Below are 24,923 nucleotides of genomic sequence, written 5' to 3'. Positions count from 1 at the left end.
AGCCCAGCCCTCACCATGCAAATAGCACAAAGGCCCGGCAGCGGTGCCGGGCCTCCTAATAGTTAGTGTGTCTACCTATTGTATGTTTCCACGGGCTACATGGTCAGGGGCAGCAGCCTGCCAGCCCGGCTGCGTATCCAATGTTAGCCGTATTTCCAGCGGTGGCTGTGCCGGTGCTTTTTCTTTCGGATGTGGCTTTACAATAGGCTGCAGGTTAACGTGCAGGTAGCTAGCCATTTCCGGGTCGGCGGCATAAAATGCTTCCACCTGTGGCCAATATTCGCTGCTGATAGCAGGGGGTAATAGTTGAACGCTATTATTGTGGTTGTGCAACAGCATCGCGTTTTTGTGCACCCAGTTAAAAAATAAATTGCCGTTATTGAGTTGCTGTAATACAAAGCTTATTGTATGAACGGTCATATTTACCTGTCCGAAATGGGCGATCATTTCCTGTACTTCAGTTTTTTTTGCGTTGTCGATTGTTACCGGGTCGGGAGTAATAATAAGCAGGTCGCAGGTAAACGATCTTTTTTCCTTTATGTGTTTTTTAATAAAAGCCGATCGTTTAACCATGCTTACGGTTTCGAACCCGAAGCCGTAAATAATGAGTGCATTCATTTGACCGGCAATAAGTTTTTTAATGCAATGCACCGTATTTTGCTCGTTGCCATGTAACTGGCTGATGTAATTTTTCATTGGTATTGTTTTATAGCCGCGCGGATCAGCTCCGTGTGGCGGTTAAAAAATAGTGGCGTTATTAGGCTCGGTTGGACATAATAAACGGTGGGGTACTTCCTTTAAGGGTTGGCTTGTAATACAATGCCTGGCTTTAAGTAGCCGCCCAAGTGTGTAATTTCTCTTACATCAATAAGGTGGGCGGCCTCCATTAATTTTGTAAAATGAAGGAATAATGCAAGCAGGTTTAAATCGCATTTATCGGCATAGCTGGCAAATGCATAGTCTATTATTTCGTCCATTAATGCCCTCCATTTGGGTACATCATGGCATTTTAAAAGGCGCCTGAAAACCAGGTAGGGGTTTTTATACTCAGTTGTATTCAGTAGCCTGGGCATATAATCCCACTCGGGGCAAATGGAGTAGGGTTTTGCATACAAGCGTTTTTCCATAAGCTGTTTGTCGGCAATTTTTAATTCGGTACTTTTTTTTAAATGGCAGAGCTCTTTAGCAGCCAATATTACTGATGTAATAGCTTTAAATTGCCGCAGCACGGTAGCGGGATCACTTTTACGATGCACTTTAGAGCTGCCTGCAGATAGGAGCACCTGCCTGATAGTACACCGGTAGCCGGCAATGTCGTCCAGGTTAAAGCAGTGTGCAATAACCTGGTAGGGGTCGGTTATTACCTCCAGCGCCCAGCCCTGGGTTTCGAACGGGTCGTTTGTTTTTTTGTTTTTCATTGTATTTATTTTATGCGTTTTAAGGTTGGTTTATAGCCTGCTTTGCTGCAAAGGGGTACTTTGCTACAACTTATCAAAATATATAGGCTATTGTACGGGTATACTACGCCGGGGTATAGCGGCGAGGCTTAACAAATGCCCTGTGGCAAAAGGGCTTTTCAAAATTTAGGCATAAACCACAGGTAAACGGATAATCGTAACAAAAGTATAGAAAACCAGCACAAATGTACTAATTTATTTAGTAAATAAATTGTAATTAAAATTTATTTTATTAACACTCCTGCCAGCAGTTTGGGGCGTGGCTTTGTTACCGGCTACAGCGGGTTATGGCCCTCCTCGTGTAGTGCGTGCGGGTTGTTGCCTTGTGTTGGCCATAAGCCATAATAAAAACGACCACGGAACCTTTCAGCTACAAGACTCAAAGCGAATGCTTCAAATATTTTATGAAGTGATCGCGAAAATACTATTTTAATAGTCGCATCTATTACCAAATGAACTACTATAATTCAAAGATACTAAGTATATTAATTGCGCATTATAACCCTATTTTTATTTTGAATTTATTGTCCATTTTCCGTAAATGAACATTGATAAAGAGTGCAAAGAACTTATTAGCTATTTGGCGCTTAATTTAAAAAACTGGATTACTGAAAATAAAATTTCGCAAAGACAGTTGGCCCGGTTATCACATTCTTCAGAATCAACAATTAGAGCTATTATGAAAGAACCACAAAATATTGAACTGGCTACTTTAGTAAAGTTCAAACTGGTATTTTCAGTAAGCTTAAATGATTTGATGACGATAAAAGGAAAAACACCAAAGATTCGTACTGCACCTTTGACTGAAGAAAGTATCAAGATAGCTGTAGAGAAAGAACAAAGACAATTAGGACTTAGGATCCTGAAAAAAATGAAAGAACAGAAAATTAATCCTGAAGAGTTAAGCATCCTAGCCCTAAACATAGACTATAGTGATACATTAAAATATTTAAAGGGAACGATTAATTTAACGTTATTGACAATACTTAAGCTTGCATTCGGACTTAATATTGATAAGAGAATTTTATTAAGATAACCGCCAATCATAATATTTAATCTCGCACCTAAGTAACAGATTTTAGCAATATAGATTATAGCGACATCAGCAAGATTGAAAAAGGAAAGCTAACATCACTATGCTAACCCCTCTTAGAGTGTAAATATGGTTGGCCCTTGCTGATGTTTCTCACCAGCAAGCATCCTTGTAGGGGGTAGATTAACGGGTTCGACCGGTTGGTGAAAAAACATCAACCGTGGCGTAATCATCGGCTTGTCTTTCAGTTCGGGCTGAAGCAATAGCTCCACCGAAACGAAAAAGGAATCCAGGTCGAAATGAGCGATATAGGGTTTGACTGCGCTCACTTGTCAAAAATAAATTTTTAAATTGGTGTTGCATTTAGCAACCACCCGACGTTTTAATTAAAAGGGAAGTCATCCAACACCAATGAAATACTGCCAGAGTGTATAAAACTAAATATATGAAAGCTATTCTGCTGCTACCGGTGACTGTGTTCGTTTTAACAATATGTGCATGCTCCAAACGTGAAGGAGTAGAAGAAAACTGTGATGACTATTATATTACACTGCAAAAAGAAAAATGGAAAGAAATGTCTGATTGCGGTGCAGGATGTAGCTATTCGCTCGGTAAAGGCATTTATAGGTCTTCAGTAATCTATTTCTCAGACGCACAATGTATTAACTGGAATACAGTTCCTAAAACATCAGGCGTTGGGGTTAATTGCAGTGGAGACTCAATAACAGTGGCTAACTGGAGTGAAGTAAAAAATATCCGGTCGATTGCGAACTGTACTGATCAATAATTTACAGTAGTTGTACATGCTTTTTTATCATCACCATTTGCCCCAGGTGATAATGGACATGCTCTACCTGCCCCTGGAAATTTTTATATGCGCTGGAATGGCCAGGTAGTATGGGATTATACAGGCTGCCTATATCATAGCCTTCTATAATCGTAGCCAGTTCTTCTGCCGAATGGATATTGTCTTTTTTCAGATGATCCCAATCTTCGTCACTGTTGAACGCAGGAACGTTCATGCCATTACTTTCATTGATTTCCGGTTCAATATTCTGCCCCCGAAGCGCCACAATACGGTTCCAGTAGGTGGTATGGTGCAATAACATGGCAATGCTATTGGGCGAAAAAGGCGTGATCATCACCGCCTGTTGCCAGCTGATATCTTTCAACGTACAGGCAATGCTCACATCTGTCCAGTTACCGCCTCTGTGCACCTCAACCAGGTGGCAGGCTATGTGTTGTTTGATGTTCATACCCGCAAATGTACGGGACACCCTTTGATATGGCAGGCCGGCATTTTATTTTTAAGATAAATAAATATCCAATAGTCCATCAGGGAGGGAAACATGAACTATTTTGGTTTTAGCGTCTACCTTTTGCAGTGTTTCTTCATGCAGGGGAATGAGCACTTCCTTACCCTCAATATGCAACCTGCAAAGCACCTGGTGAGGTTGCTCAATAATTTCCTCAATTTGCCCCAACTCTCTGCCGGCGTCAATTATAGTATACCCAATAAAGCTGATCACCGAATTTTTAGCGGCATATTTGTCGAAGTCGGCAACAGCCAACCACACTTCTTTTTGTACAATAGGGCGGGCCGTTTCTACTGTGTCCAGGCCTTCCAGCTTTACAAAGGTTTCTGTTTCGCTTTTAATTTTCGCGTTTTCCAGGAACCACGGCAGGTAGCTGCCTGTTTTGTCTTTGATGAACAGGGTTTTAAGATCCTTAAGCGCTGTTCTTTGACCAAGCGCGTGCTTTAGTACCACATCGCCTTTAAGGCCGTGAGTGCCGGCAATTTTGCCGATGCTGATATAATTAGGGTTTGGCGTTTGTGCCATAATGCTGCAAAATAAGGAAAATAAAAAAGCGATCCAGCTTATCACTGAACCGCTTTTAATTTTTTGTTCCATAAGCTTATTAAGCTTCTCCGCCTTCAGCATTTGCCTCAGGTGCAGGAGCGTCTGCTTTAGGTTCAGCTACTTTACGAGGAACGGCACTGGCTACCCTGCGTTTAGCTCTTCTTTCGTCGATAGCCTTCTGCTGGCGCCTTTTAATGTGCTCTTCATGCTCTGCACTCCAAGTTGTGAACTTCTGCATTGCTGCAGTTTCATCAAACAGACCCAATTTTACACCACGTAATAAGTGCTTCAGGTATAATACTCCTTTAAAGCTCAGGATACGGCGAACTGTATCTGTAGGTGTTGCACCTTTGTTCAGCCACTCCAATGCTTTTTGACGATCCAGCTCAATAGTAGCAGGAATAGTCAAAGGGTTATAAGTACCTAATTTTTGAATAAATTTACCATCACGAGGGCTTCTTGCGTCAGCAACAACGATGAAGTAAAAGGGCCTTTTTTTAGAGCCGTGTCTTTGCAATCTAATTTTAGCTGCCATTTTAAATAGAAATTTAAGGCGTTAAAAAATAATTATTAAGTCCCAAACCAAATGGGTTTATCAGTTGATTTGGGGGGTCAAAGGTATATAAACTTTTATGTAAACCGAACACAAACTTTTTAAAAAGTAAAATAATTTTAAGTTTTTGCGATTCGTTAAGATTTACGTGGTCCCCATACACCAACGGCACGGTTTAAACCGTGCCGTTGCTTCCGAAAATAAGTTTAAAAGTATTTAGAATGGTCTTTTCATTCCTCCCAGTCCTCCCGGCATCATTTTGCCGAAAGCTCCCATTTTATTCATATTTTTCATCATATCACGCATCTGCTCAAATTGCTTCATGAAGGCATTTACTTCTGCAATGTCTTTACCACTGCCCAGGGCAATGCGTTTGCGACGGCTGCCATTGATCAGGTCCGGGTTGCTGCGTTCTTCGGGCGTCATCGAATCAATAATCGCTTCAATACCTTTAAAGCTGTCGTCGCTGATATCCAGGTCTTTAATTTGTTTGCCCACACCAGGGATCATACCTAACAGGTCTTTCATATTCCCCATTTTTTTGATCATCTCCAGCTGGGCCTTGAAATCGGCAAAATCAAACTTGTTTTTGCGGATCTTGCTCTCAATCTTTTTAGCCTGCTCTTCGTCAAACTGTTGCTGGGCACGTTCTACCAGGGAGGTGATATCCCCCATTCCCAATATACGTTGCGCCATCCTTTCGGGATAAAATACGTCCAGCGCATCCATTTTCTCACCGTTACTAACAAACTTAATCGGCTTGTTCACTGTGTACTGTATGGAAATGGCCGCACCACCCCGGGTATCACCATCTAATTTTGTCAGCACCACCCCGCTAAAGTCAAGGCGCTCATTGAATGCTTTGGCTGTATTTACGGCATCCTGGCCCGTCATGCTGTCTACCACAAAAAGAATTTCCTGTGGATTCACAGCATTTTTAATATTGGCTACCTCGGTCATCATTTGCTCGTCTATTGCTAAACGGCCTGCAGTATCTACGATGACTACGTTTTTGTTTTTGCTTTTAGCACTGGCTACAGCGCTTTGCGCGATACTTACCGCATCTTTATTCTCCAGCTCAATGTGAACTTCTACACCAATCTGTTCTCCCAGCACACGAAGTTGTTCCATCGCCGCCGGGCGATAAATATCGGCTGCTACCAGCAACGGATTTAGTCCCTTCTTGGTTTTCAGGAAGTTAGCCAGTTTGCCGCTAAAAGTAGTTTTACCACTACCCTGTAAACCCGCGATCAGTATCACGGCAGGATTACCTTTGGCGTTAAAGGGAGCTTCCTCGCCACCCATCAGTTCGGTTAACTCATCCTTTACAATTTTTACCATTAACTGCCCGGGACTAACCGCATTAATCACTTTTTCCCCAACAGCTTTGTCCTTGATCTTGTCAGTAAAATCCTTAGCTATTTTATAGTTTACATCCGCATCTACCAATGCGCGGCGAATTTCTTTTATGGTAGATGCTACGTTAAGTTCGGTTATACGGCCCTGGCCTTTCAGGTTCTTAAAGGCGGTATCTAATTTATCCTGTAGATTGTTGAACATACTGTTGTGAATATCCTGTTTTACAAAATGTGTGCAAATATACCGCTTTTAGACGTTTTTGGTGATAGCAGTACGAGCGCAAGTGTGATACGCCCGCCTGTGCCGAACGCCCGCGCGTGCAGGCATGAACGGGGGCAGGAAAGAGCGTTCCCTTGTAGCACCGCGGACGGCTAAATAAAAATAAATTTTGTTTGTTTGATAAATTTTATATAATTGCGACTTATTGAGTAATAATATTTCGTGACGATGAGTAAACAGAAGTTCACTTTGGAGTATCCCGTTCGCTGCTCCCCAACAATATTGTATGAGTTTTTAGCTACCTCTAACGGGTTGGGAGAATGGTTTGCCGAACACGTTGATGAACGTGACGGGAAGTTTTATTTCGGCTGGAACGGGACCTACGAGGAAGCGGTGGTTCTGGAGCAGGAAGAAGAAAGCTTTATCCGTTTTAAATGGGCCAATTCACCCAAAGATGAATATTTTGAGTTCAAAATAGATAAGTCTGAAATAACCAATCAAACCATTCTGGTGATCACCGATTTTGCTGAAAAAAGGGAGATAAAGGATCAAAGCCAGCTTTGGGACTACCAGGTGAAAGATCTTTTTCACAGGTTGGGAAACTAAGGGTGTAACCTTTATAAGTTAACAGATGACAGTAATCTAGCTGTCATCTCCAAGTATACTTACCAAAAACTCAAACTGCTGCATCAGGATTTCCATTGAGTTTTCGATGTTTTCAATGCTGGTATGCGCCACAATTTTTACGAACGGGGCTTCCTGTATTATTTTCCCAAAAGTTTTTTGATCCATCCCGTTAAGGGATGTGTAGGAGTCGCTGTTTATATCATGTACCCATTCGTCGCCACTATAGCATATTTTTAAAGATGCCCGTTGCAGGCTTTCGAAAGCATGAATCAGTTGCTGTCCCGCATTTTGTTGCCAAATGCCAGAAAGGTGTAAAGTGGTGCTAAAAAAGCGCCCCCACCAGAATAAGGTTCTTACCGCGAAAATATTTCCTTTTACGAAATGCCGCGGGTTGTCTAAAACCATCCAGGGTAAACCCAGGTAGTTTTCTCCGCGTGATATTTTCCCACCCGGCTTTAAAATGTCGGCAGGTAACAAATAGGATTGAAGGGTGGACTGCTGCCAGGTATACAGTTCTTCAAAAGCTGTTTTAATGTGCAGCAGAATTTCATTCTTTGTTAAAATCCAGCCGGCATTGGTAACAAGCTTTATATGCTCGGGTGAAAGACGTATTTTTGCTGATTGCATCAGGTAAAGATATACTATTACGCAGGTGAAGAAGTTAGATAAACTAATTATAAAAGCTTTTATTGGCCCGTTTGTGGCCACTTTTTTCATTACGCTGTTTGTGTTGATCATGCAGTTCTTTTGGCTGTGGATAGATGATTTCGTGGGAAAAGGACTGGATGCGGGCACCATTTTAAAGTTTATCTGGTATCAAAGTGCCGTATTAATTCCCCTTGCTTTACCCTTATCTGTGTTACTTTCTTCGCTGATGACCTTTGGTAACCTGGGGGAAAGCTTTGAGTTGGTCGCCATTAAATCAGCCGGTATTTCGCTCATGCGTTTTATGCGGCCCTTGTTTGTTGTGGCAGGTGGTATTGCATTGGGTGCATTTCTTTTTTCCAATTATGCTATACCGGTAGCCAACCTGAAATCGAGGACCTTATTAGCTGATATTGTACTGGCAAAACCGGCATTTGCCATTAAGGAAGGTGTTTTTTTTGATGGTATTGACAAGTTTGCCATCAAAATAGGGAAAAAGGAAGCCAATGATTCTATTATCAGGGATGTAATAGTTTACCAGGCGGGAGATAACAGCTTGCAGGATGCGTTTTTGATTGCCAGGGATGGTGTAATGAAACCTTCGGCCGACAAACGCTTTCTTGATATTGTATTTAAAAACGGATGGAGATATGAGGAGCGGGGAGGTAAAGGAGATTCTACTACAGACTATATCAGACTGGGTTTTAAGGAGTATAAAATGCAGATGGACATCAGCTCCTTTAAGTTCAGCAAGTCTGATGACAGCGCTAATGTGAATAATGAGCGGATGTACAATATGCGTCAGTTAGATGTGGCTATTGACTCTATCAGTAAGTTTAATGGCGAGATAGCAAAAAATTTTGAAGCTACGATTTATGCCAACTTCATGATCTTAAACTATAGGGATAGTATCACTACCGGTATTAAGATCCCCGACTCTATATTCAATTTCAAAGCGAATATCGACGCCTATATGGGCGTTAAAAAGGACAGCACTAAAGCGGAGAAAGATTCGGCAAGAGTCAGGGCAAAGCGGGATAGTACCCGGCAGAAGCTAAAAACTGATTCGCTGAAGCGCGTAGCAAGGAAGGACTCTTTACGGTTGAAACGGATTGCCGATTCTACCCGGCGTAAAGCAAAAAGGGATTCGATAAAAATGGGTCTGAAGCCTTTAGCGCCGCCACCTCCTCAACGGGATCTTAATAAGGACACCCTTAAAAAGAAGAAATCAGATACTGCTGCCCGGGGGGCAACTTCAACAAAAGATACAGCGAAAAATAAAAGAGATACTTCGGCAACTAAAAAAGATAGCTTGGCCAAAGCTGCGGCGAAAGTGAAGCCGGTTAAAAAAGATCCTAACAGCTTTACAGCGTTGCTACCAGACAGTGCCCGGCAACAGATCCAGGACCGGGCATTGACCAGTTTGGAAAGTTTCCGGAATAACCTGGAGATGAACGGCAACAATATCGTGGAGCAGGAAAAGACCCTGCAGAAGTACAAAATAGAATGGCATAAAAAAATTGCTTTGGCGCTTGCCTGCATTGTATTATTTATGATTGGGGCACCATTGGGTTCTATTATCAGGAAGGGCGGTTTAGGTACGCCCATGATATTTGCCATTATTTTCTTCATGGTGTTCTACTTCGTTTCTACACGTGGGGAGAAGCTGGCCAAGGAAATGGAAATGAGCGCCTTTTCGGGAATGTGGCTCTCAACGTTCGTGCTTGTTCCTGTGGGCGTTTTCCTGATTTACAAAGCCATGCACGATTCTAACTTATTTAATAAAGAGTTTTATACAAGGATTAAGCGTAAAGTATTAAAGAAGCTGGGGTAAAGAATCCTGATGAAGTTCTTTACACCCGCAAAAACTAAGTCTGTGAACGAAAAACAGGACATGGGGCAGGGTTATTTTTAACCAGAAACGTTTACTCATTTACGTCAATAGATAGTTGTTAAGCTATCGATACATTGCTATACTCATTTGCAAATGAGAAATTTCTTGTAAATTTGTAGACTATTACATATGCTTACCAAAAAATCTCAATACGCATTTAAAGCTCTTACTTACCTTGCCGACAGGCAGAAGGAGGGACCTGTGTTGATTTCAGAGATCTCCGAAAAAAAAAAGATACCCCTTAAGTTTTTAGAGAATATCCTGCTGGAACTTAAAAAAGCTGATATCCTTGACAGTAAAAAAGGAAAAGGCGGAGGATACTTTTTTAAGGTAGAGCCATCTACTATAAAAATGGCAAAAATCATCCGTCTGATTGATGGGCCTATTGCCATGCTACCCTGCGTAAGCCTGTACTTTTATAAGCGCTGCGATAACTGCAACGAAAAGCATTGTGGCTTGCACGATGCTATGGTAGAAGTGCGTGATGCTACGCTGGCGGTACTCGAAAGCAAAACCCTGGCTGATTTGCGGGACTAAGGCTTAAGCCTGGTCGTTATCACCAACATTTTCTCGGGAAGAACTTATCCTGACGCTGTTATTAGAATAGAACCAAATGAAAACGGGTTTTTCATTGCGTAGCAAGCCTATTATCCGGGGCAGCAGAGTGGCAGGCAGAGATGTGTGTGCATATGCTTCTTCAAAGTCAACACGATTAGGAGCCCCGGCCGGAATTTTTACATAATAGAACTGAATATTGGCCGCAGGTGTGATAGCGCCCCGTATATGTTTATACACATTTAGAGATGCATAGCTTCCCGCAGTTTTATTTAACGGAAACTGGTAGTCGTAATCGGTGATCTCAATTTTTTTCGATTGCATAAGATGAGTTGATGTTACCAATTAGAGAATAACCCAGCTAATAAATATAAACTTTTTATTGATGCTGCTTAAAAACCACAATTTCCCCGTTGTTGTTTTGCACAACCATAATCGGAATGGCATGCTCTTTCCATGCAGGTACCATAAACCCCAGATGGGTATTACCATACCATATAAGATTTTTGATGCTGTTATACGTTCTGTTTAGCACAATCGAACCGGCAGTGGTCGCCCATCCCCATTTGCTGTTGGCATCAAACTTCAGGAAGGAGTTAGCTTTATCTGTCTGTTGAAAAGTATAGCCACCAAAGTTTAGCCCATTATCAACGGGGTTAATATAAGTAGACAATTCTTTAAATGGACCAATGCCACCACTTAAATAAACATATTGGAGTTTTATATTCCCTCTTTCTCTTTTTAATGCATATACATAGTGATGCTCGCCCCAGGTATCAAATTCTACTCTAACGGTATCATTACTTAAATAAGCGGGAGCTCTCTTAAAGGTCTTATATGTCTGATAGTTCGCATATAGTCTGCCTTCACTTTCATCAAAGGTGACAGTGTATAAGGTGGCTGTCTTATCCCATTCGTAAGCACCGGCAATGTATTGTTCTTTAAGATCGCTGATTGTTATAACGGTGCGCTGTTCAATAAGATCGTTCTTTTTACAACCGGCTGCGAGAAAAAACAATGCGATTAGTGTAATATATGTTTTCATACGAATCATTTTAAAGGTGTTAAGTATTAAGGATTTTCAGAGGTGTACCAACCCGGCGGAGTATATTTAGATCCGGGCTTTTTTAAATAATATACCACCTCTTCAGATTTCTGACCATTGAACTCATGCCAAATGGTTAGAGTATAGGTAGTTTCAACATAAGCCAAGTGTGCATAGGGCGTCGGCAGGTTGATGCTGAAGTCGTTGAAACGCCATCCGCCACCTATATTTACGATTGTTTGCCCTGAAACGTGTTGTAATATGCTGGATGTAGGACTGGCTATATATTTAGCAAGTATGGAGATTTTTATTATCGAGCTGCGCCATCTCCATGTGCCATTGCCTGGATAAGTGAAGTTTTGACCGATGATATCTAAAGGAAACTGTACCATATTTTCTTCTTCGGGATTAAGGTTTTGGATATAGGGGGCAGCTGGTGTTTGAGCTTGCATTAAGAGCTGTTGGCTGAGTAAAACCACTATTAATAAAAGTTGTTTCATCTGTTTATTTTTTTGGGGATTCAAAAGTTTGTACAGTAATCTGCCGCTACATTATAAAAGTGGAGACCATTTTTTTCCATAGTGTTGTTTGGGGTATTGCCATCAGTAGTGCTATTTCAAGTGCCCAGCATAAAAAGAAAAGGGCATAGGGGCTTGTTAGTACCTGCCGTTTATATTTTATTTTTTCGAATAAAATAATTGCTGCAGATACCAGGAACGGTGCCAGAACCGCACCCGCCAGTCCCAGGCCGGGTTTGATTTGATTCAGCAGTCTTGCCATACCAGGATTTAGTACTACCAGGCTGGCGGCAATAATAAATGCCACATGCCAACGCGTATTATTGCGTTTGATCATAGCAATGATATAATATGCCGAGAAAGACAGGATGTCCAGCAAACCTATAAATGCGGTCATAGCTGCATTGTCTGTTGATACTGCCCATTCTCGTTGCGCCTTATCCCTTACCAGTACAATAATCGTTAATACTAATATAGGAGCCAGCAGGTAAGAAAGCCGGCCAACCTTTCTATGAAGAGTGTAATTTTTTTGCCTGATTAAAAGAGGTTGAATAATGATCATAGCAAACCAGCAAAAGAACGCAGAAAAATGAATATGGATGACTGCGGGAAACCTACTGAACTGGGGTAAGAACTGAAAATAGGATTCGTAAAACCCCGATAAGGATATCACTGCTATTAAAACGAAAGTCATTAGTAGTACCCGGTATTTTTTCTCCATAGATGTAGATTTCGACATTATTGAATTCTGTTCGATGCTGTTTCGATAATTTTTTCAGATGCTGTTTGATACACGTTTTTTAAGGTACTCTGAGCGGATACTTTAATAAAAATTTCAGCAACTGCAGCCAGTTCCGGAGCATTCCAGCGTGGATCAGGATCGGGCTGCGGCCAGGGCCAGCCTTTAGGGATTTTTATTTTCGGAGGATCGGGACAAATACCATCTGCGAACTGCATAATGAAATTACCCGCTGCTTTTACGGCGCTTCCTTTCTGTATCCCTTCAGAAATGTCTGATATTAATTGAGCCCGCTCTACGATAACTGATGCCAGTTCACTCGCAAACAGCCAACGTGGAGGTATCGGCTGTGGGTTAAGGTACCTGGAATCGGCATTGGAGCTGAAACGCCGCAGGCGGTCTCCAATCAGTTCCCATATATAAGGATTAAACCGGCCAAGTACTTCCAATTTTGAAAGGCGGTGCTCAGTTCGTTCCAGCGCTGTTCGAATAAGGGAAAACCAGGGAGATGTGGTATCTTCATCATCGGGCGCGGGTTTGAAACGATCATAAATGTGGGTGATCTTCTTTTGAAGATTCATTAAATCGGGTTGTTGATTTTTCATGATGATATTTTTATGAATTATGCCATTGTAAAAACTGTAAGTGCATATCGGGTGGCTGCTTCATTTAATTTTGATACAGCCCCTTTTTAAAACCTAAGCTCAACCTTCAGGTTTCCATTGTAAACGGTAGGGCCGTGCCGCCTTAATTAGCTGACGCTAACCTTTCAGATTGAAAATTGTTTTTACCTGGTTATAATTCTTAAAGTTTATGCCTTTAGCTTTTGCTGCAACTATTGCACTACCTTTTATAATAACTATCCGGTAAGGAGTGTTAAGAGACTCATCTCCGAAATCGGTCCCGATGCTTTTTACAATGGTCAGCCTTAATTTACCTACACTCAACTCATAGTTGTAAAGCCACACCCTCCCTGGTTCGTCTCTCAATGTATAGGGCAATGGTGTCCATGTGCCGGCGCTTCTTGGATTACGGTAAACTAAAATGGCACCATTATTAATGATATCTTCATCTATCTGAGGTATGCTGATGTCTGCTATAGTATAAGGCTGCTCATAAATTCTAACCGTTTCCCACCTAATAGAAGATGGGTTAATAAGTATTGATATAGCTCCGGCGCCCGCGTCTCCCTTATCGCCTTTCGGTCCTTTCAAATTAACCGGCAAGCCCCAACCCGCTTCAGTTTTAGGACCGTAAAACAGGTAGGTGTCCGTGCTCATAAAATAATCACCAGCAATGCCTGTGGTGTTATCAGGCGCTCCGTTGCCGCTGTATATTTTGGAACCCGCGTTACCGTTAGCTCCGTTACTGCCGTTGGCTCCTTTTAAAGCGTAGGGCGCTCCCCAGCCGGCATTTGCCCTGGGGCCATACATATTGCTGGTCGTAAGGTCCAGGTAAAAATCGCCGTTTCTGCCCAGTGTGGCAGCGGGTGCACCCTGGCCGGAGAATATCTGGGTGCCATCGGCCCCGGTAGCACCAATATCGCCTTTAGGCCCTTGCGGGCCGGCAGAGCCGGTATCACCTTTTTTGCAGGCAGCTGCTGCAATAATAAAGGCTAACATCACCAGTAGAAGATTTCGTACTCTCATCATTTTATTTTTTAGGTTTTTGTTGTGTGTTTTTTGCTTTGCGTGGCATGGCTTTTAATATGGTTACGAAGGGCTTTTTTAGAACCTTGCCTGCTTTAGCGGAAATCTGTTTTGGTTTTTTTGATGCCATGACAATAGGCGTTATTTAACGACTACATCAAACAGGGGTCTTCGATGAAAGTCTATAATTACCAGATTAGCAATTATACCGGCAACACAGTAAAGTATAGTTTATAATTGGCGTTTTCCCCTCTTAAATTGTTGGTAGAAAGCCGGAAGGAAATGCTTTTGTAGGTAGAGTCGGCAGTTCTGGTAGCCAGTAATAGCAGATCTTTTGCAGTCAGCGTAATTTGCTGGGTTCCTATCTGGTCATCAGCAAAGCCCAAAAAGTCGCTGATCAGTTGTGCTGTTCCAGGTACCAGCTTTTGAATTAAAGGTCCGGCGATAGCGGCTATACCTACACCTATTACAGGAATGAATCCAAGAGCCAATGTTCCTGTTTCATGCATTTTTTGCACTACTGTTTGTACCCGTTTACGTGCCTCTTCGGGATTGCCGTGATCGCGCTCCATGAGGATAATACTTAAGCCAATTCCATTAGGTTTCCCCCTGTATAACTCTAAATAGTCTGGCCGGCTGGTGTTAGAGTCTACACTACTATACTCCCGCGTGGTAAAAGACTTTGTTTCAAATGGCGTAGTAATCCCGATGGCCGCATAAGGTTCATCGGCTCCGGAGGCTTCACCTGTTTCTTTAATACATACGAGACCCTTGTAGTGTAGGGCTACGTCTTTCAAATCAATAGCACCGGTATCGGGCCACCAATAAATACCTCCTCCTTGAAATGCACTTACCCTACCCCCATCAGGGAAGTCATTTTCATCACTTGTAGGATAACCTAAGTACGACTTTTCTGCTCCTATGCTAAGCCATTTTTGCCTGATATCACCTACACAGCTAAAGACTCCGGTATGCGAACTCCAATAAATAGATGCAGTTTCGTGGTTGAAATGATTGTATTTGCCTTTACCATCAGGGCAGGTTAACTCGTTGGTTGTAGGTTTACCCCAGCGGGCTCCACCAAGCTCCCGCCATTTTTTATAGATTTCTCCGTGTATTTCGAAAATGCCTTGAGGCGTATAATACAAGCAACCTCTGGAGTAATACCAGCAAGCTCCCGCTTTCTTTTCGGGAAGTCCGAAAAAAGATTCGCCACCCCATTCCTGATATTTACCTTCCATCTTCTCCTTAAACTCTTTACTATAGTAATAAAGAAGGGGAGATGCCTGATGTTGTTGCTGCATTACATTGCCAATGGATGGGCCAGCGTTAAAAATTTTAGACATAATAATGTTTTTTAAGTTTGAAAATTATTTCTTAATGGGTGCCGAAACTTTTTAATTAAGTACGGCAATATTTTAACCTTAGCTTGTAGGGCGGGGTGGAACAGTTCCTCCGCCCGTTTGATTTTGATTGGCGCCTGCAAGATCTACGTATTCGCAGTCCCTGCCACTTTGACTATACTGAAAAATAAATCGGCTGGCACTGATACCTTCGTTTTGTACCAGGTGGTCGATGACATTCTTTACTCTATCCCAGCTTCGTTGGCGTTCTGCCAATGAAGTACTACAATTGTATCCCTTCACTATTATTTTACAATCCGGGTTACTTCTCATACGCTGTGCTGCAGAGGATAATAAGCCTTTGGCATCATTAGAAAGAATAACTGTAAGTCCACGGAAAGTAATACTGGGAAGATCTCCTATGTTGCATGTAGGTACTATGCCGATTTTGGATAAGGTGTAAGTATTGCCATTATAAGTAATAATAATGCTGGTTTCGGTTTCCGTAATACCAAAATTGGTAATTCCTGCCGGTCCCTGGGGGCCTTGAGGACCGATTGCTCCTGTAGCACCGGTAGCGGTAATGGGGTTACCATTTCCATCTTTTATCACACTCCAGGTATTGCCGCTGTCGTAGCTAACCATCCACTGGTTGCTGGTAGCGTTTACCATCAATAGGGGCGTAATACCATTGACTCCGTTGCTTCCGTTAGCGCCATTGGTTCCATTGGCTTTTACCTTTTGCCCGTTTTGCAGCAGCCAGTCGCCACCGATGGTCCAGTAGTAATTCCCATCGGCATTCTGCCTTAAACCTATTAGAGGAGCGTTTACACCGTCTTTTCCGTTGGTACCATTGGCGCCGTTAGTGCCGTCTTTGCCATTGGTAAGATTTATTTTGCTGCCATCGCTCATAATAAGTTCGTAGCCGGTGGGGGTAGCTGTATAGCTCACCACACTTATCTTAGCCTGCAGCGCAGTGGCAATGGCCTGTAGTGTTTTCATGTCGGTATTAATGCTTTGCAAAGCGCTCTGTAGTTGAGCAATCAAATCTTTTTGCCTGTTTAGCTCACTACGTAATTCACGGATGTCCTTTTTCTGGCAGGCTGCGAGTACCCATAATAACAGGGAAAGAAAGATGACCTTTTTCATGATTTTTACTAGTTTGTATTTATTGGTTTCATGCGATAAAATTGATAAGAACGGCAACTAACGATTTCCGCCGTATGGTGCTTTTTTTTTACTTCCGGACGTTGCTCTGTTTTTGTTGTAGTAAAGCTAGATCACCCGGTTAGCCTTGAAATGTCCTAATCGACCAACGACATTTTGAATCGATCAACAGCAGAAATATTATAAATTTGTAGTATGGCTTTTAGTAATACATATGACTGCATTATAGCCGACGACCATGAAATAGACCGGCTTACTACTTTGGCTTTTACAAAAAAATACAGCTTCCTGAATATTGTGGGTGTTTATGAAAACGCTGCAACTGCATTGGCAGAAATTAACCAGCTTAAGCCCCAGGTATTGCTTTTAGATATTGATATGGGCGATAAAAGTGGTCTGCAGATGCGGAAAGAGCTGATGACCGTAGATGCCTGTATTTTTATTACCTCCTATCCCGATTATGCAGCCGACAGTTTTGATGTGGCGGCGCTAGATTTTCTAATAAAACCTTTGAAGGCTGAACGGTTTGACCGCGCCATGCAAAGGCTGCAGGAATACCTGGAGCTGAAATATAAATCTGATTTGTTTGATCATAGCCTGAATGGAGATACGATTTTTATTAAAGATGGTCATGACCATATAAAGATCAAACCACATGATATTCTCTACCTGGAAGCGCTGAAGGATTACACCAGCATTGTAACCAGGAAAAAAAAGTATTGTGTGCTGGCAACTTTAGGTAACTTACTCAAAAACCCCTCTTTCGGTAGTTTTGTAAGAGTGCATAGAAGTTATGCCGTACAAAAGCATTTTATTGATAAGATAACGCCGCAGGAAGTGTTGATCAATGAAGTAAAGATACCTGTAGGGAGAAGTTATAAGGAAGGACTTCAGCAGTTACTTTAGGTTGAGATTATGATGGGCATCAGTATTCATTAAATAAAATAAATGCACCCCCGATCACTACCAATACCATTATACCTGCGGCCTTATGTGAAAAGCGCCCTGTGGCTAAATCGTAATGCGGGTGAGGCGTTTAACTTTCATATACTTCCGCGTTTTCATCCGGCTTTTATTTTTTCAACGGAAGATACGCAGGATGTAGCCAACCGGTATGCCGGCAACGAACTGGTGTTTCAGCCCTGTAATATATATTTCGGGGGAGGAGGGGTAGTTCCCAGTTTATTTACAATACCTGTTAAAATGGATATTATTCTGGTGTTGCTTCATCCACAGGGAACAGGAGCTTTCTGGCAGGAAGATGCTGTGCATTTTTTTGACAGGCCGGCTAAAATCAGTCGCGACGGTCAGCAGCTCCGTATTTTAAATGAAATGATACAGGAGGCCCGTACGATTGATGAAAAATGGCAGCATATTCTTGCTTTTCTTACAAAAAAACTCTTAAAAAAACTTCCTCATAATTTTTCTTATGTGCAGAGGGCAATAAGCCTGATCAGGCAAACCTCGGGTATTGTCAGTATTGAAACTCTGGCTCGTGGATCTTACACCAGTCAGCGTAATTTGCTGGACAGTTTTCGCCAGTATGTAGGCGCTACGCCTAAGCAGCTGGCTTCTATGGCCCGGTTCAACAGCTTGGTTAAGAAGTATATTATCAACCCCGATATTAAAGCGCTTTATGGAAAATTAGAGAGGCATGGTTATCACGACGCTTCGCACCTGTATAAAGATTTTAGCCGTTATGTAGCTCTAACGCCCCAGGAGTTTATCGGTCAGGAGAATGGTATCAATTTGGTTGTTTAGGTTCACTTCATTTTATCAGGAAAGGGTATTGTAAAAAACGGAGATTTTTCGGGGATCTATTCCCTGAGTTAAAAGGAAGTATAAATTTGGGTGACCGATATTTATAAACTGGCATGTGATGCGTTTTTTTTTAACCTTGCTGTTCATATGTATGTTGTTGCACGGAACTGCCCAAAAGCAGGGGCGTGAAGCTGCCGATTCAATGCTTGCACAACTACATCAGGTAAAACATGACACAGATAAGGTAAAATTACTTAATGAACTGACTTATGTAGTTGCCGGCTTTGACCAGGAAAGATCGGTTGAATATGCCCGTAGTGCGCTGCAGTTCGCAGAGAAGGCAAAATGGCCAGGAGGTATTATTACTTCGCAAAAGTATCTGGGTATTATTCTTATGGAATCCGGAAAAAGGAAAGAGGCCTTACCTCATTTCGAAAAGGCGTATCAATTAAGCGAAAATCTTAAAGATAAAAGAGAGCAAACGACTATACTTTATAATATCGGGTCACTTCATCAGCATGAAAACAGGTATAAAGAGGCACTCGACCTTTATTTCCAGGGAATAAAGCTTGCAGAGGAAACAAAAACTAAGGGTTTACTAGCCAAAGGCTTTTATCTTGTTGCGGTAATTTTGACGCAACAGTATAATTTTGATAAAGCCAGGCAATATGCAAGAGCTGCGGCGTCTATATATAGCAGTGAGCGGAATTTTCATGAGGAAGCTAATAATCTTGAGATAATAGGAGTTAGTTATCTCCTGGAAAAGAACTTTCAGGAAGCAAAGTCGCCTCTTTTTAACGCTTTGGATCTTTTCAAAAAAATAGGAAACGAAGTTGGCATGGCACGCATATACTCCCAGCTTGTAGAGTGTTATGGCGATAGCCCCGCAGTTCAATTAGATTACATTGACAAATCTCAGCAAATATGGAATGCCAATAAGACGATGACCATTTACGCTATTAGCAATATTGGCAATAGGGGAATCGTCTACTTTCATTTGTACCAGCATGATAGTTTAAGAAAAAAAATGCCAACCAATTTTAATCGCTCACAAAATGAGCTTTTAACGATTGCAGAAAAGGATCTAAAAGAGGGAATAAGACTTGCTAAATCGGTTGGCAACAGTGAATTGCTGATGCAATTTGATAAATCCTACGCTGCTTTGTTAAAAGAGAAGGGAGATTATCAGCAGGCATTCGAAATTTTGGCTGATAGTTACAGGCTACAGGACACGTTGTTTTCTCAAAGTACTAAAAATAAAATCGCAGCCATAGAAAGCACCCGTGAAATTGAAGCCCGGGACAAACAAATACAAATCAATCAGCTGGCCTTAAGTAATGAACGGCACACCCGCTGGGGGATTACCGCCGGTGCAGGCTTGCTTTTGGTAATAGGAGGTTTGCTGTTTTATCAAAACCGACTCCGCCGAAAAACCAATACCACCCTGCTTACTTTAAATAATGAACTGGATGAGGCCAATAAAGTAAAAACAAAATTCTTTGGTATCCTGAGCCATGACCTGCGCAGTCCCATTGTGAACCTGATCAATTTCCTGCACCTGCAGAAAGAAATGCCCGACCTTTTTAGTAAGGAACGCCAGGTGCATCATCAAAAAGAACTAACCGAATCTGCGGAAAGCCTGTTGGAGACTATGGAAGCGATGCTGTTATGGAGCAAAAGCCAGATGGAACATTTCGCACCTCAAAAGACAATAATATCTGTGCACGACCTGTTTAAGTTTCTTGAGAAACAATTTAGTGCCTCGGGAATCGCTGTGCAGTTTCAAGATCCAGGTCAGCTAACGGTGAGCTCCGACGAAGACTACCTCAAAACTATCATGTACAACCTCACCTCCAACGCGGTTAAAGCATTGGGAAATACCGAAAAACCGCAAATCATCTGGAAGGCCTGGCAAAATGAAAACCAGGTAAAATTGAGTATTACTGACAATGGGCCGGGCGTACATCCCGAGCAGCTGGATGCATTATATAATGAAAATGCAGTGGTGGGTACCCGACATGGACTGGGTTTACACCTGATCCGTGACCTGGCCAAAGCTATTAATTGCCGGGTGCTCCATCAACCAGGTTTAGAAAAAGGTTCTGTTTTTCAGATAATTATGTAATTTTTCTAAAAAATAAGCCAAAAAACTGGCACTTTTAGGATAATACCCTACCAAGTTGGTGGGTTATAAAAAATGACTTATATTTGCCATCCACTTTTAAAATTATAAGACTATGTCATTAAGATTAGGCGATATCGCACCAGACTTTACGGCACAATCAACCGAAGGTGAAATTAAATTTCACGAGTATTTAGGCGACGGTTGGGGTATTTTATTCTCTCACCCTGCAGACTATACTCCGGTTTGTACCACTGAGTTAGGAAAAACAGCTTTATTAAAAGAGGAATTTGCAAAACGCAATACCAAGGTATTAGCGGTAAGCGTTGATCCGCTGGATAGCCATTTCGGCTGGCGCAATGATATCAACGAAACTCAAAATACCAATGTTGAGTTTCCTATTTTAGCCGATCCGGAAAAAAATATTGCAACTTTATATGATATGATCCATCCAAATGCTTCTGAAAAAGCAACGGTGCGTTCTCTATTCATTATTGGTCCTGATAAAAAAGTAAAATTAATTATCACTTATCCTGCTTCAACTGGCAGAAACTTTACTGAAGTTTTGCGTGTGTTGGATTCTCTGCAACTGACAGCGAACCACAGTGTAGCAACTCCTGCAGACTGGACACATGGTGAAGATGTGATCGTAGTACCTGCCATCAGCACTGAAGATGCGATTCAGAAGTTTCCTAAAGGTGTAAAAGTGGTAAAACCTTACCTGCGTTACACCCCACAACCTAATTTATAAAAGTTCATAGACCATAGTCCATCGACCATGGACTATGGTCTTAAGCCAAAGGCTTTGATGTTTACAGAACAACAAATACAGGATATCGAAAATGCTTCTCTTGCAGAAGCTATAGAGATAGTGTCTAAGCAGTTTCCCCAGGAAACTGTTTTTTCGACTTCACTAGGCCAGGAAGACCAGGTGCTTACTCATGTAATTGCCCGGAACAACCTGCCTGTAAAAATATTTACGCTCGATACCGGGCGTCTTTTTTACGAACATTACGAACTACTCGAAAAAACAAATGCACGCTACAAAACCAATATCCAGGTGTATTTTCCTGAGGCAGCGGATGTGGAGCAATTTGTAAATGAAAAAGGCGTCAATGCCTTTTTTGAATCTGTTGAAAATCGTAAGCAATGTTGCTTTATCCGTAAAGTGAAGCCGCTGAACAGGGCTTTACAAGGGGCTAAAGTATGGATTACCGGCTTAAGAGCGGACCAGTCCGATAACAGGAAAGAGATGAAAATGCTGGAATGGGATGATGCCCGCCAGTTATACAAATTTAACCCGTTAATTCACTGGACTTACGAACAGATGATCGACTATATCAAGGAAAATAATATTCCTTACAACCCACTACACGATAAAGGTTTTATCAGTATCGGTTGTGCACCCTGTACCCGCGCCATTGAGCCGGGCGAAGACGCACGTGCCGGTCGTTGGTGGTGGGAAGTGTCGCATAAAGAATGCGGCCTTCATGTTAACAGCTAAAATAATAATGAGCCCGGCTGAAGTATAAATAATAACATTGGTTTGTTATTCCAAAGGCAACCCGTAATAATAGTTATCCTTTAGAACTCCTTTGGAGTGTTTGTCAAGGGATCGTATACTTCATCTGCCGGTATAAAGCTCAGCCAAACATACAATCGATTGTCGTCTTCCTTTCTCCTGCAGAAATGGGAGCTGGAAGACTAATAAAATAAAAATGAGCAAATACGAATTAGACTATTTAGAGCAGTTAGAAGCCGAGAGCATCTTTATCATGCGCGAAGTAGCTGCACAGTTCGAAAAACCAGCCTTGCTTTTCAGCGGCGGTAAAGATTCTATTACCCTGGTTCAATTAGCCAAAAAAGCCTTCGCGCCGGGCAAAATCCCTTTTCCCTTAGTACATATTGATACCGGGCATAATTTTCCGGAAGCCCTGGCGTATCGCGATAATCTGGCAAAAGAGTTAGGCGCGGAGTTGATCGTACGGAAAGTAGAAGATACCATACGCGAGAAAAAGCTTACTGAGCCTAAAGGGAAATTTGCCAGCCGTAACTGGTTGCAAACGCATACCCTGTTAGATACTATCGAAGAATTTAAATTCGATGCCTGTATTGGTGGCGCCCGCCGCGATGAAGAAAAAGCCCGCGCCAAAGAGCGTATTTTTTCCGTTCGTGATGAGTTTGGCCAATGGGATCCTAAACTGCAGCGTCCTGAGCTTTGGAATATTTATAACGGCCGTATTCACAAAGGTGAAAACGTAAGGGTATTCCCGATCAGTAACTGGACAGAGCTGGATGTGTGGAGCTATATCAAAAAAGAAAAGGTACAATTACCTTCTATTTATTTCGCACACGACAGGGATGTGTTGGTGCATGAGGGCCAGTTGATTGCCGTTTCTGATTTCATTACTATTGATGAAGGCGATGTAATCGTTAATAAGCGTGTACGTTATCGTACGGTAGGTGATATGACCTGTACTGCAGCGGTGGAGTCTAGTGCTTCTACATTGGATGAAGTAGTAACCGAAATAATGGCCACCCGTATATCCGAGCGCGGTGAAACCCGTATTGATGATCGCGTTACAGAGGCTGCGATGGAGGATAGGAAGAAGGGGGGGTACTTTTAGTTGATATGTTGGTTGACTGGTTGATTAGTTAACTGGTTGACTAGGAAAAGCAAGCGAACCAACTAATCAACAAATAAACTAAGCAACTAAATGTACCAAAGTTTTGAGGATCTGGAAGTTTGGAAAGCCGCCAGAGTTTTGAAAAAGGAAATTTCGGCATTGACCAAGACATTTCCGGATGTAGAAAAATTTAGACTTTCGGATCAACTGATAAGAAGTTCCCGCTCTGTAGGGACACAAATATCTGAAGGACATGGAAGGCATACGATACCAGATAGATTACGGTTTTGTATTATTGCAAGAGGCTCGTTAAGTGAAACCTTGAATCATTTGATTGATGCCCTTGATGAAGAATACATAGCAGAAGAACAGATAAATTATTTTAGAAAACGAATAGAAAAGGTTGGAAAGTTGCTTAATGTTTATATCACCTATTTGAATGGTAAAAAATAACAGTATTAACGTCAAATCAACTAATCAACTATTCAACTAATCAACAAAAATGGACATTCTCAGATTCATAACCGCAGGTAGTGTAGACGACGGTAAAAGCACATTAATAGGTCGCTTATTATACGATAGTAAAAGCATCCTGGTAGACCAGCTGGAAGCTTTGGAAAAGCAATCCAAGAATAAAAATGCTGATGGTATTGACCTGGCATTATTGACTGACGGATTACGTGCAGAGAGAGAGCAGGGTATTACTATTGATGTAGCTTATCGCTATTTTAATACACCTAAAAGGAAGTTTATCATTGCTGATGCGCCCGGGCATGTGCAGTATACGCGTAATATGATCACCGGGGCATCCAACTCCAGCCTGATCATTATTCTCATAGATGCGCGTGCGGGTGTAATAGAACAAACCCGTCGTCACTCAATCATCGCTTCGTTATTGAAAATGCCGCATGTAGTAGTGGCAATCAATAAAATGGACCTGGTTGAGTTTTCGGAAGCACGTTATAACGAAATCAAAACTGATTACGAGAAAGTAGCATCGCAACTGGGTTTGAGTAATGTTACTTATATACCTATCGCAGCTTTGCACGGGGATAATATTGTGGAGCCTTCGGCTAAAATGAGCTGGTTTCAGGGACAGCCGCTGTTGCAGTTTCTTGAGGAAATAGAAGTGTCAGAAGATATCAATCATTCGGACCCCCGATTCCAGGTACAATATGTAATACGCCCCCAAACACAGGAATTGCATGACTACAGAGGTTATGCAGGCCAGGTGGTGAGCGGTGTTTACAGGAAAGGAGATAAGATCACAGTGTTACCTGCAGGTATTGAAACCACACTTTCAAAAATAGAAATTGCCGGTGAAGAGGTGGAAGAAGCTTTTGCACCGCAGGCCGTAGTGCTGCACCTTGCCGATGATATAGATGTAAGCCGCGGCGACACATTTGTTCGCAGTGATAACCAGCCAAAAACAGAAAGCGAAATGGAAGTGATCCTTTGCTGGCTGGATAACAAGCCATTGGTACAGGGCAATAAATATTTCTTACAGCATAAGGGACGTTTAGTTCGTACCATAATCAGAGAGATTGAGTATAAGCTGGACGTTAATACTTTAGAACATACCGCGGTTACTGATAATGTGAAACTGAACGAAGTGGTAAAAGCTAAAATTAAAACAGCCCAGCCCCTGGTATACGATCCGTTTGATAAGATCAGTGACTATGGGAATGCTATATTGGTGGATGAAACCAGCAATAGTACGGTAGCCGCTGTTTTATTATCTTAAACAA

Annotated in this window: 29 protein-coding genes; 13 read left to right on the top strand and 16 right to left on the bottom strand. The window is 42.0% G+C overall.

Translation table 11 applies throughout. The features are described from left to right. Positions 1-75: 75 nt before the first annotated feature. Together U0035_RS11045 and U0035_RS11040 are read right to left on the bottom strand one after the other, a co-directional pair. Positions 76-696 (bottom strand): hypothetical protein, encoded by a 621-nt coding sequence (locus tag U0035_RS11045; protein WP_114789853.1) that lies wholly within the window; start codon positions 694-696, stop codon positions 76-78. A gap of 101 nt (positions 697-797) precedes the next feature. After that, positions 798-1,418: a hypothetical protein gene (locus U0035_RS11040; protein ID WP_114789852.1), complete on the bottom strand. Its 621-nt coding sequence runs from the start codon at positions 1,416-1,418 to the stop codon at positions 798-800. A 580-nt stretch (positions 1,419-1,998) separates the two neighbouring features. On the opposite strand from U0035_RS11040, the gene U0035_RS11035 reads away from it, so the two are divergent. Further along, on the top strand, positions 1,999-2,493 hold the full coding sequence (locus U0035_RS11035) for a helix-turn-helix domain-containing protein (RefSeq protein ID WP_114789851.1): 495 nt from the start codon (positions 1,999-2,001) through the stop codon (positions 2,491-2,493). Between the two features lie 113 nt (positions 2,494-2,606). On the opposite strand, the gene U0035_RS11030 is transcribed toward U0035_RS11035, so the two are convergent. Next, positions 2,607-2,819: a hypothetical protein gene (locus U0035_RS11030; protein ID WP_114789850.1), complete on the bottom strand. Its 213-nt coding sequence runs from the start codon at positions 2,817-2,819 to the stop codon at positions 2,607-2,609. A gap of 116 nt (positions 2,820-2,935) precedes the next feature. On the opposite strand from U0035_RS11030, the gene U0035_RS11025 reads away from it, so the two are divergent. After that, on the top strand, positions 2,936-3,277 hold the full coding sequence (locus tag U0035_RS11025) for a hypothetical protein (protein WP_114789849.1): 342 nt from the start codon (positions 2,936-2,938) through the stop codon (positions 3,275-3,277). A gap of 1 nt (position 3,278) precedes the next feature. Here the strand turns inward: U0035_RS11025 and U0035_RS11020 are convergent, their stop codons facing one another. From U0035_RS11020 to ffh, 4 genes are all read right to left on the bottom strand, one after another. Then, the gene (locus tag U0035_RS11020; protein ID WP_114790458.1) at positions 3,279-3,746 is read right to left on the bottom strand and encodes a DinB family protein; all 468 of its coding nucleotides are present in this window, start codon (positions 3,744-3,746) and stop codon (positions 3,279-3,281) included. 51 nt (positions 3,747-3,797) lie between these two features. Beyond that, positions 3,798-4,403 (bottom strand): ribosome maturation factor RimM, encoded by a 606-nt coding sequence (gene rimM / locus U0035_RS11015; RefSeq protein ID WP_327138743.1) that lies wholly within the window; start codon positions 4,401-4,403, stop codon positions 3,798-3,800. 7 nt (positions 4,404-4,410) lie between these two features. After that, positions 4,411-4,887: a 30S ribosomal protein S16 gene (gene rpsP, locus U0035_RS23075; protein ID WP_114789848.1), complete on the bottom strand. Its 477-nt coding sequence runs from the start codon at positions 4,885-4,887 to the stop codon at positions 4,411-4,413. Positions 4,888-5,121: 234 nt separating this feature from the next. Beyond that, entirely contained in the window at positions 5,122-6,465 is a 1,344-nt protein-coding gene (ffh, locus tag U0035_RS11005) for a signal recognition particle protein (RefSeq protein WP_114789847.1), read from the bottom strand. 246 nt (positions 6,466-6,711) lie between these two features. Here ffh and U0035_RS11000 point away from each other — a divergent pair, with 246 nt between their 5' ends. After that, positions 6,712-7,089 (top strand): START-like domain-containing protein, encoded by a 378-nt coding sequence (locus tag U0035_RS11000; RefSeq protein ID WP_114789846.1) that lies wholly within the window; start codon positions 6,712-6,714, stop codon positions 7,087-7,089. Between the two features lie 36 nt (positions 7,090-7,125). Here the strand turns inward: U0035_RS11000 and U0035_RS10995 are convergent, their stop codons facing one another. Beyond that, the gene (locus U0035_RS10995) at positions 7,126-7,737 is read right to left on the bottom strand and encodes a hypothetical protein (RefSeq protein WP_114789845.1); all 612 of its coding nucleotides are present in this window, start codon (positions 7,735-7,737) and stop codon (positions 7,126-7,128) included. 25 nt (positions 7,738-7,762) lie between these two features. Between U0035_RS10995 and U0035_RS10990 the strand changes: the two genes are divergently transcribed. Together U0035_RS10990 and U0035_RS10985 are read left to right on the top strand one after the other, a co-directional pair. Next, positions 7,763-9,589 (top strand): LptF/LptG family permease, encoded by a 1,827-nt coding sequence (locus U0035_RS10990; RefSeq protein WP_114789844.1) that lies wholly within the window; start codon positions 7,763-7,765, stop codon positions 9,587-9,589. A gap of 189 nt (positions 9,590-9,778) precedes the next feature. Next, positions 9,779-10,186, top strand: coding sequence for an RrF2 family transcriptional regulator (locus tag U0035_RS10985; protein ID WP_114789843.1), 408 nt, complete (start codon positions 9,779-9,781; stop codon positions 10,184-10,186). A gap of 3 nt (positions 10,187-10,189) precedes the next feature. Here the strand turns inward: U0035_RS10985 and U0035_RS10980 are convergent, their stop codons facing one another. The 8 genes from U0035_RS10980 to U0035_RS10945 form a co-directional block, all read right to left on the bottom strand. Continuing rightward, complete coding sequence (locus U0035_RS10980) at positions 10,190-10,528, bottom strand: hypothetical protein (protein WP_114789842.1); 339 nt, start codon at positions 10,526-10,528, stop codon at positions 10,190-10,192. Positions 10,529-10,583: 55 nt separating this feature from the next. Then, positions 10,584-11,249, bottom strand: coding sequence for a hypothetical protein (locus tag U0035_RS10975; RefSeq protein WP_114789841.1), 666 nt, complete (start codon positions 11,247-11,249; stop codon positions 10,584-10,586). A gap of 26 nt (positions 11,250-11,275) precedes the next feature. Continuing rightward, the gene (locus U0035_RS10970; protein WP_114789840.1) at positions 11,276-11,749 is read right to left on the bottom strand and encodes a hypothetical protein; all 474 of its coding nucleotides are present in this window, start codon (positions 11,747-11,749) and stop codon (positions 11,276-11,278) included. 46 nt (positions 11,750-11,795) lie between these two features. Next, on the bottom strand, positions 11,796-12,506 hold the full coding sequence (locus tag U0035_RS10965; RefSeq protein ID WP_114789839.1) for a hypothetical protein: 711 nt from the start codon (positions 12,504-12,506) through the stop codon (positions 11,796-11,798). After that, positions 12,506-13,111, bottom strand: coding sequence for a hypothetical protein (locus U0035_RS10960; protein WP_114789838.1), 606 nt, complete (start codon positions 13,109-13,111; stop codon positions 12,506-12,508). Before U0035_RS10960 ends, U0035_RS10965 begins: the two co-directional genes overlap by 1 nt. Before the next feature lie 156 nt (positions 13,112-13,267). Continuing rightward, entirely contained in the window at positions 13,268-14,158 is an 891-nt protein-coding gene (locus tag U0035_RS10955) for a collagen-like domain-containing protein (RefSeq protein WP_211316359.1), read from the bottom strand. Between the two features lie 200 nt (positions 14,159-14,358). Next, positions 14,359-15,501: an LGFP repeat-containing protein gene (locus U0035_RS10950; RefSeq protein ID WP_114789836.1), complete on the bottom strand. Its 1,143-nt coding sequence runs from the start codon at positions 15,499-15,501 to the stop codon at positions 14,359-14,361. 78 nt (positions 15,502-15,579) lie between these two features. Beyond that, entirely contained in the window at positions 15,580-16,647 is a 1,068-nt protein-coding gene (locus U0035_RS10945) for a PL29 family lyase N-terminal domain-containing protein (protein ID WP_114789835.1), read from the bottom strand. Between the two features lie 213 nt (positions 16,648-16,860). Between U0035_RS10945 and U0035_RS10940 the strand changes: the two genes are divergently transcribed. The 8 genes from U0035_RS10940 (at position 16,861) to U0035_RS10905 (ending at position 24,919) form a co-directional block, all read left to right on the top strand. After that, the gene (locus tag U0035_RS10940) at positions 16,861-17,571 is read left to right on the top strand and encodes a LytR/AlgR family response regulator transcription factor (RefSeq protein ID WP_114789834.1); all 711 of its coding nucleotides are present in this window, start codon (positions 16,861-16,863) and stop codon (positions 17,569-17,571) included. 42 nt (positions 17,572-17,613) lie between these two features. Continuing rightward, positions 17,614-18,426: a helix-turn-helix transcriptional regulator gene (locus U0035_RS10935; protein WP_114789833.1), complete on the top strand. Its 813-nt coding sequence runs from the start codon at positions 17,614-17,616 to the stop codon at positions 18,424-18,426. Positions 18,427-18,544: 118 nt separating this feature from the next. Beyond that, entirely contained in the window at positions 18,545-20,551 is a 2,007-nt protein-coding gene (locus tag U0035_RS10930; protein ID WP_114789832.1) for an ATP-binding protein, read from the top strand. 112 nt (positions 20,552-20,663) lie between these two features. Continuing rightward, on the top strand, positions 20,664-21,299 hold the full coding sequence (locus tag U0035_RS10925; protein ID WP_114789831.1) for a peroxiredoxin: 636 nt from the start codon (positions 20,664-20,666) through the stop codon (positions 21,297-21,299). Positions 21,300-21,326: 27 nt separating this feature from the next. Beyond that, positions 21,327-22,052: a phosphoadenylyl-sulfate reductase gene (locus tag U0035_RS10920; protein WP_245957645.1), complete on the top strand. Its 726-nt coding sequence runs from the start codon at positions 21,327-21,329 to the stop codon at positions 22,050-22,052. A gap of 214 nt (positions 22,053-22,266) precedes the next feature. After that, on the top strand, positions 22,267-23,175 hold the full coding sequence (gene cysD, locus U0035_RS10915) for a sulfate adenylyltransferase subunit CysD (RefSeq protein WP_114789830.1): 909 nt from the start codon (positions 22,267-22,269) through the stop codon (positions 23,173-23,175). Between the two features lie 90 nt (positions 23,176-23,265). Further along, positions 23,266-23,628, top strand: coding sequence for a four helix bundle protein (locus U0035_RS10910; RefSeq protein WP_114789829.1), 363 nt, complete (start codon positions 23,266-23,268; stop codon positions 23,626-23,628). A gap of 49 nt (positions 23,629-23,677) precedes the next feature. Next, the gene (locus U0035_RS10905; RefSeq protein ID WP_114789828.1) at positions 23,678-24,919 is read left to right on the top strand and encodes a sulfate adenylyltransferase subunit 1; all 1,242 of its coding nucleotides are present in this window, start codon (positions 23,678-23,680) and stop codon (positions 24,917-24,919) included. The last annotated feature ends 4 nt before the right edge of the window (positions 24,920-24,923 follow it).

Source organism: Niabella yanshanensis, from assembly GCF_034424215.1.
Taxonomy (GTDB): Bacteria; Bacteroidota; Bacteroidia; order Chitinophagales; family Chitinophagaceae; genus Niabella; species Niabella yanshanensis.
The sequence above is the reverse complement of the archived record's forward strand: the minus strand, read 5'-3'. Positions and strand labels throughout refer to the sequence as shown.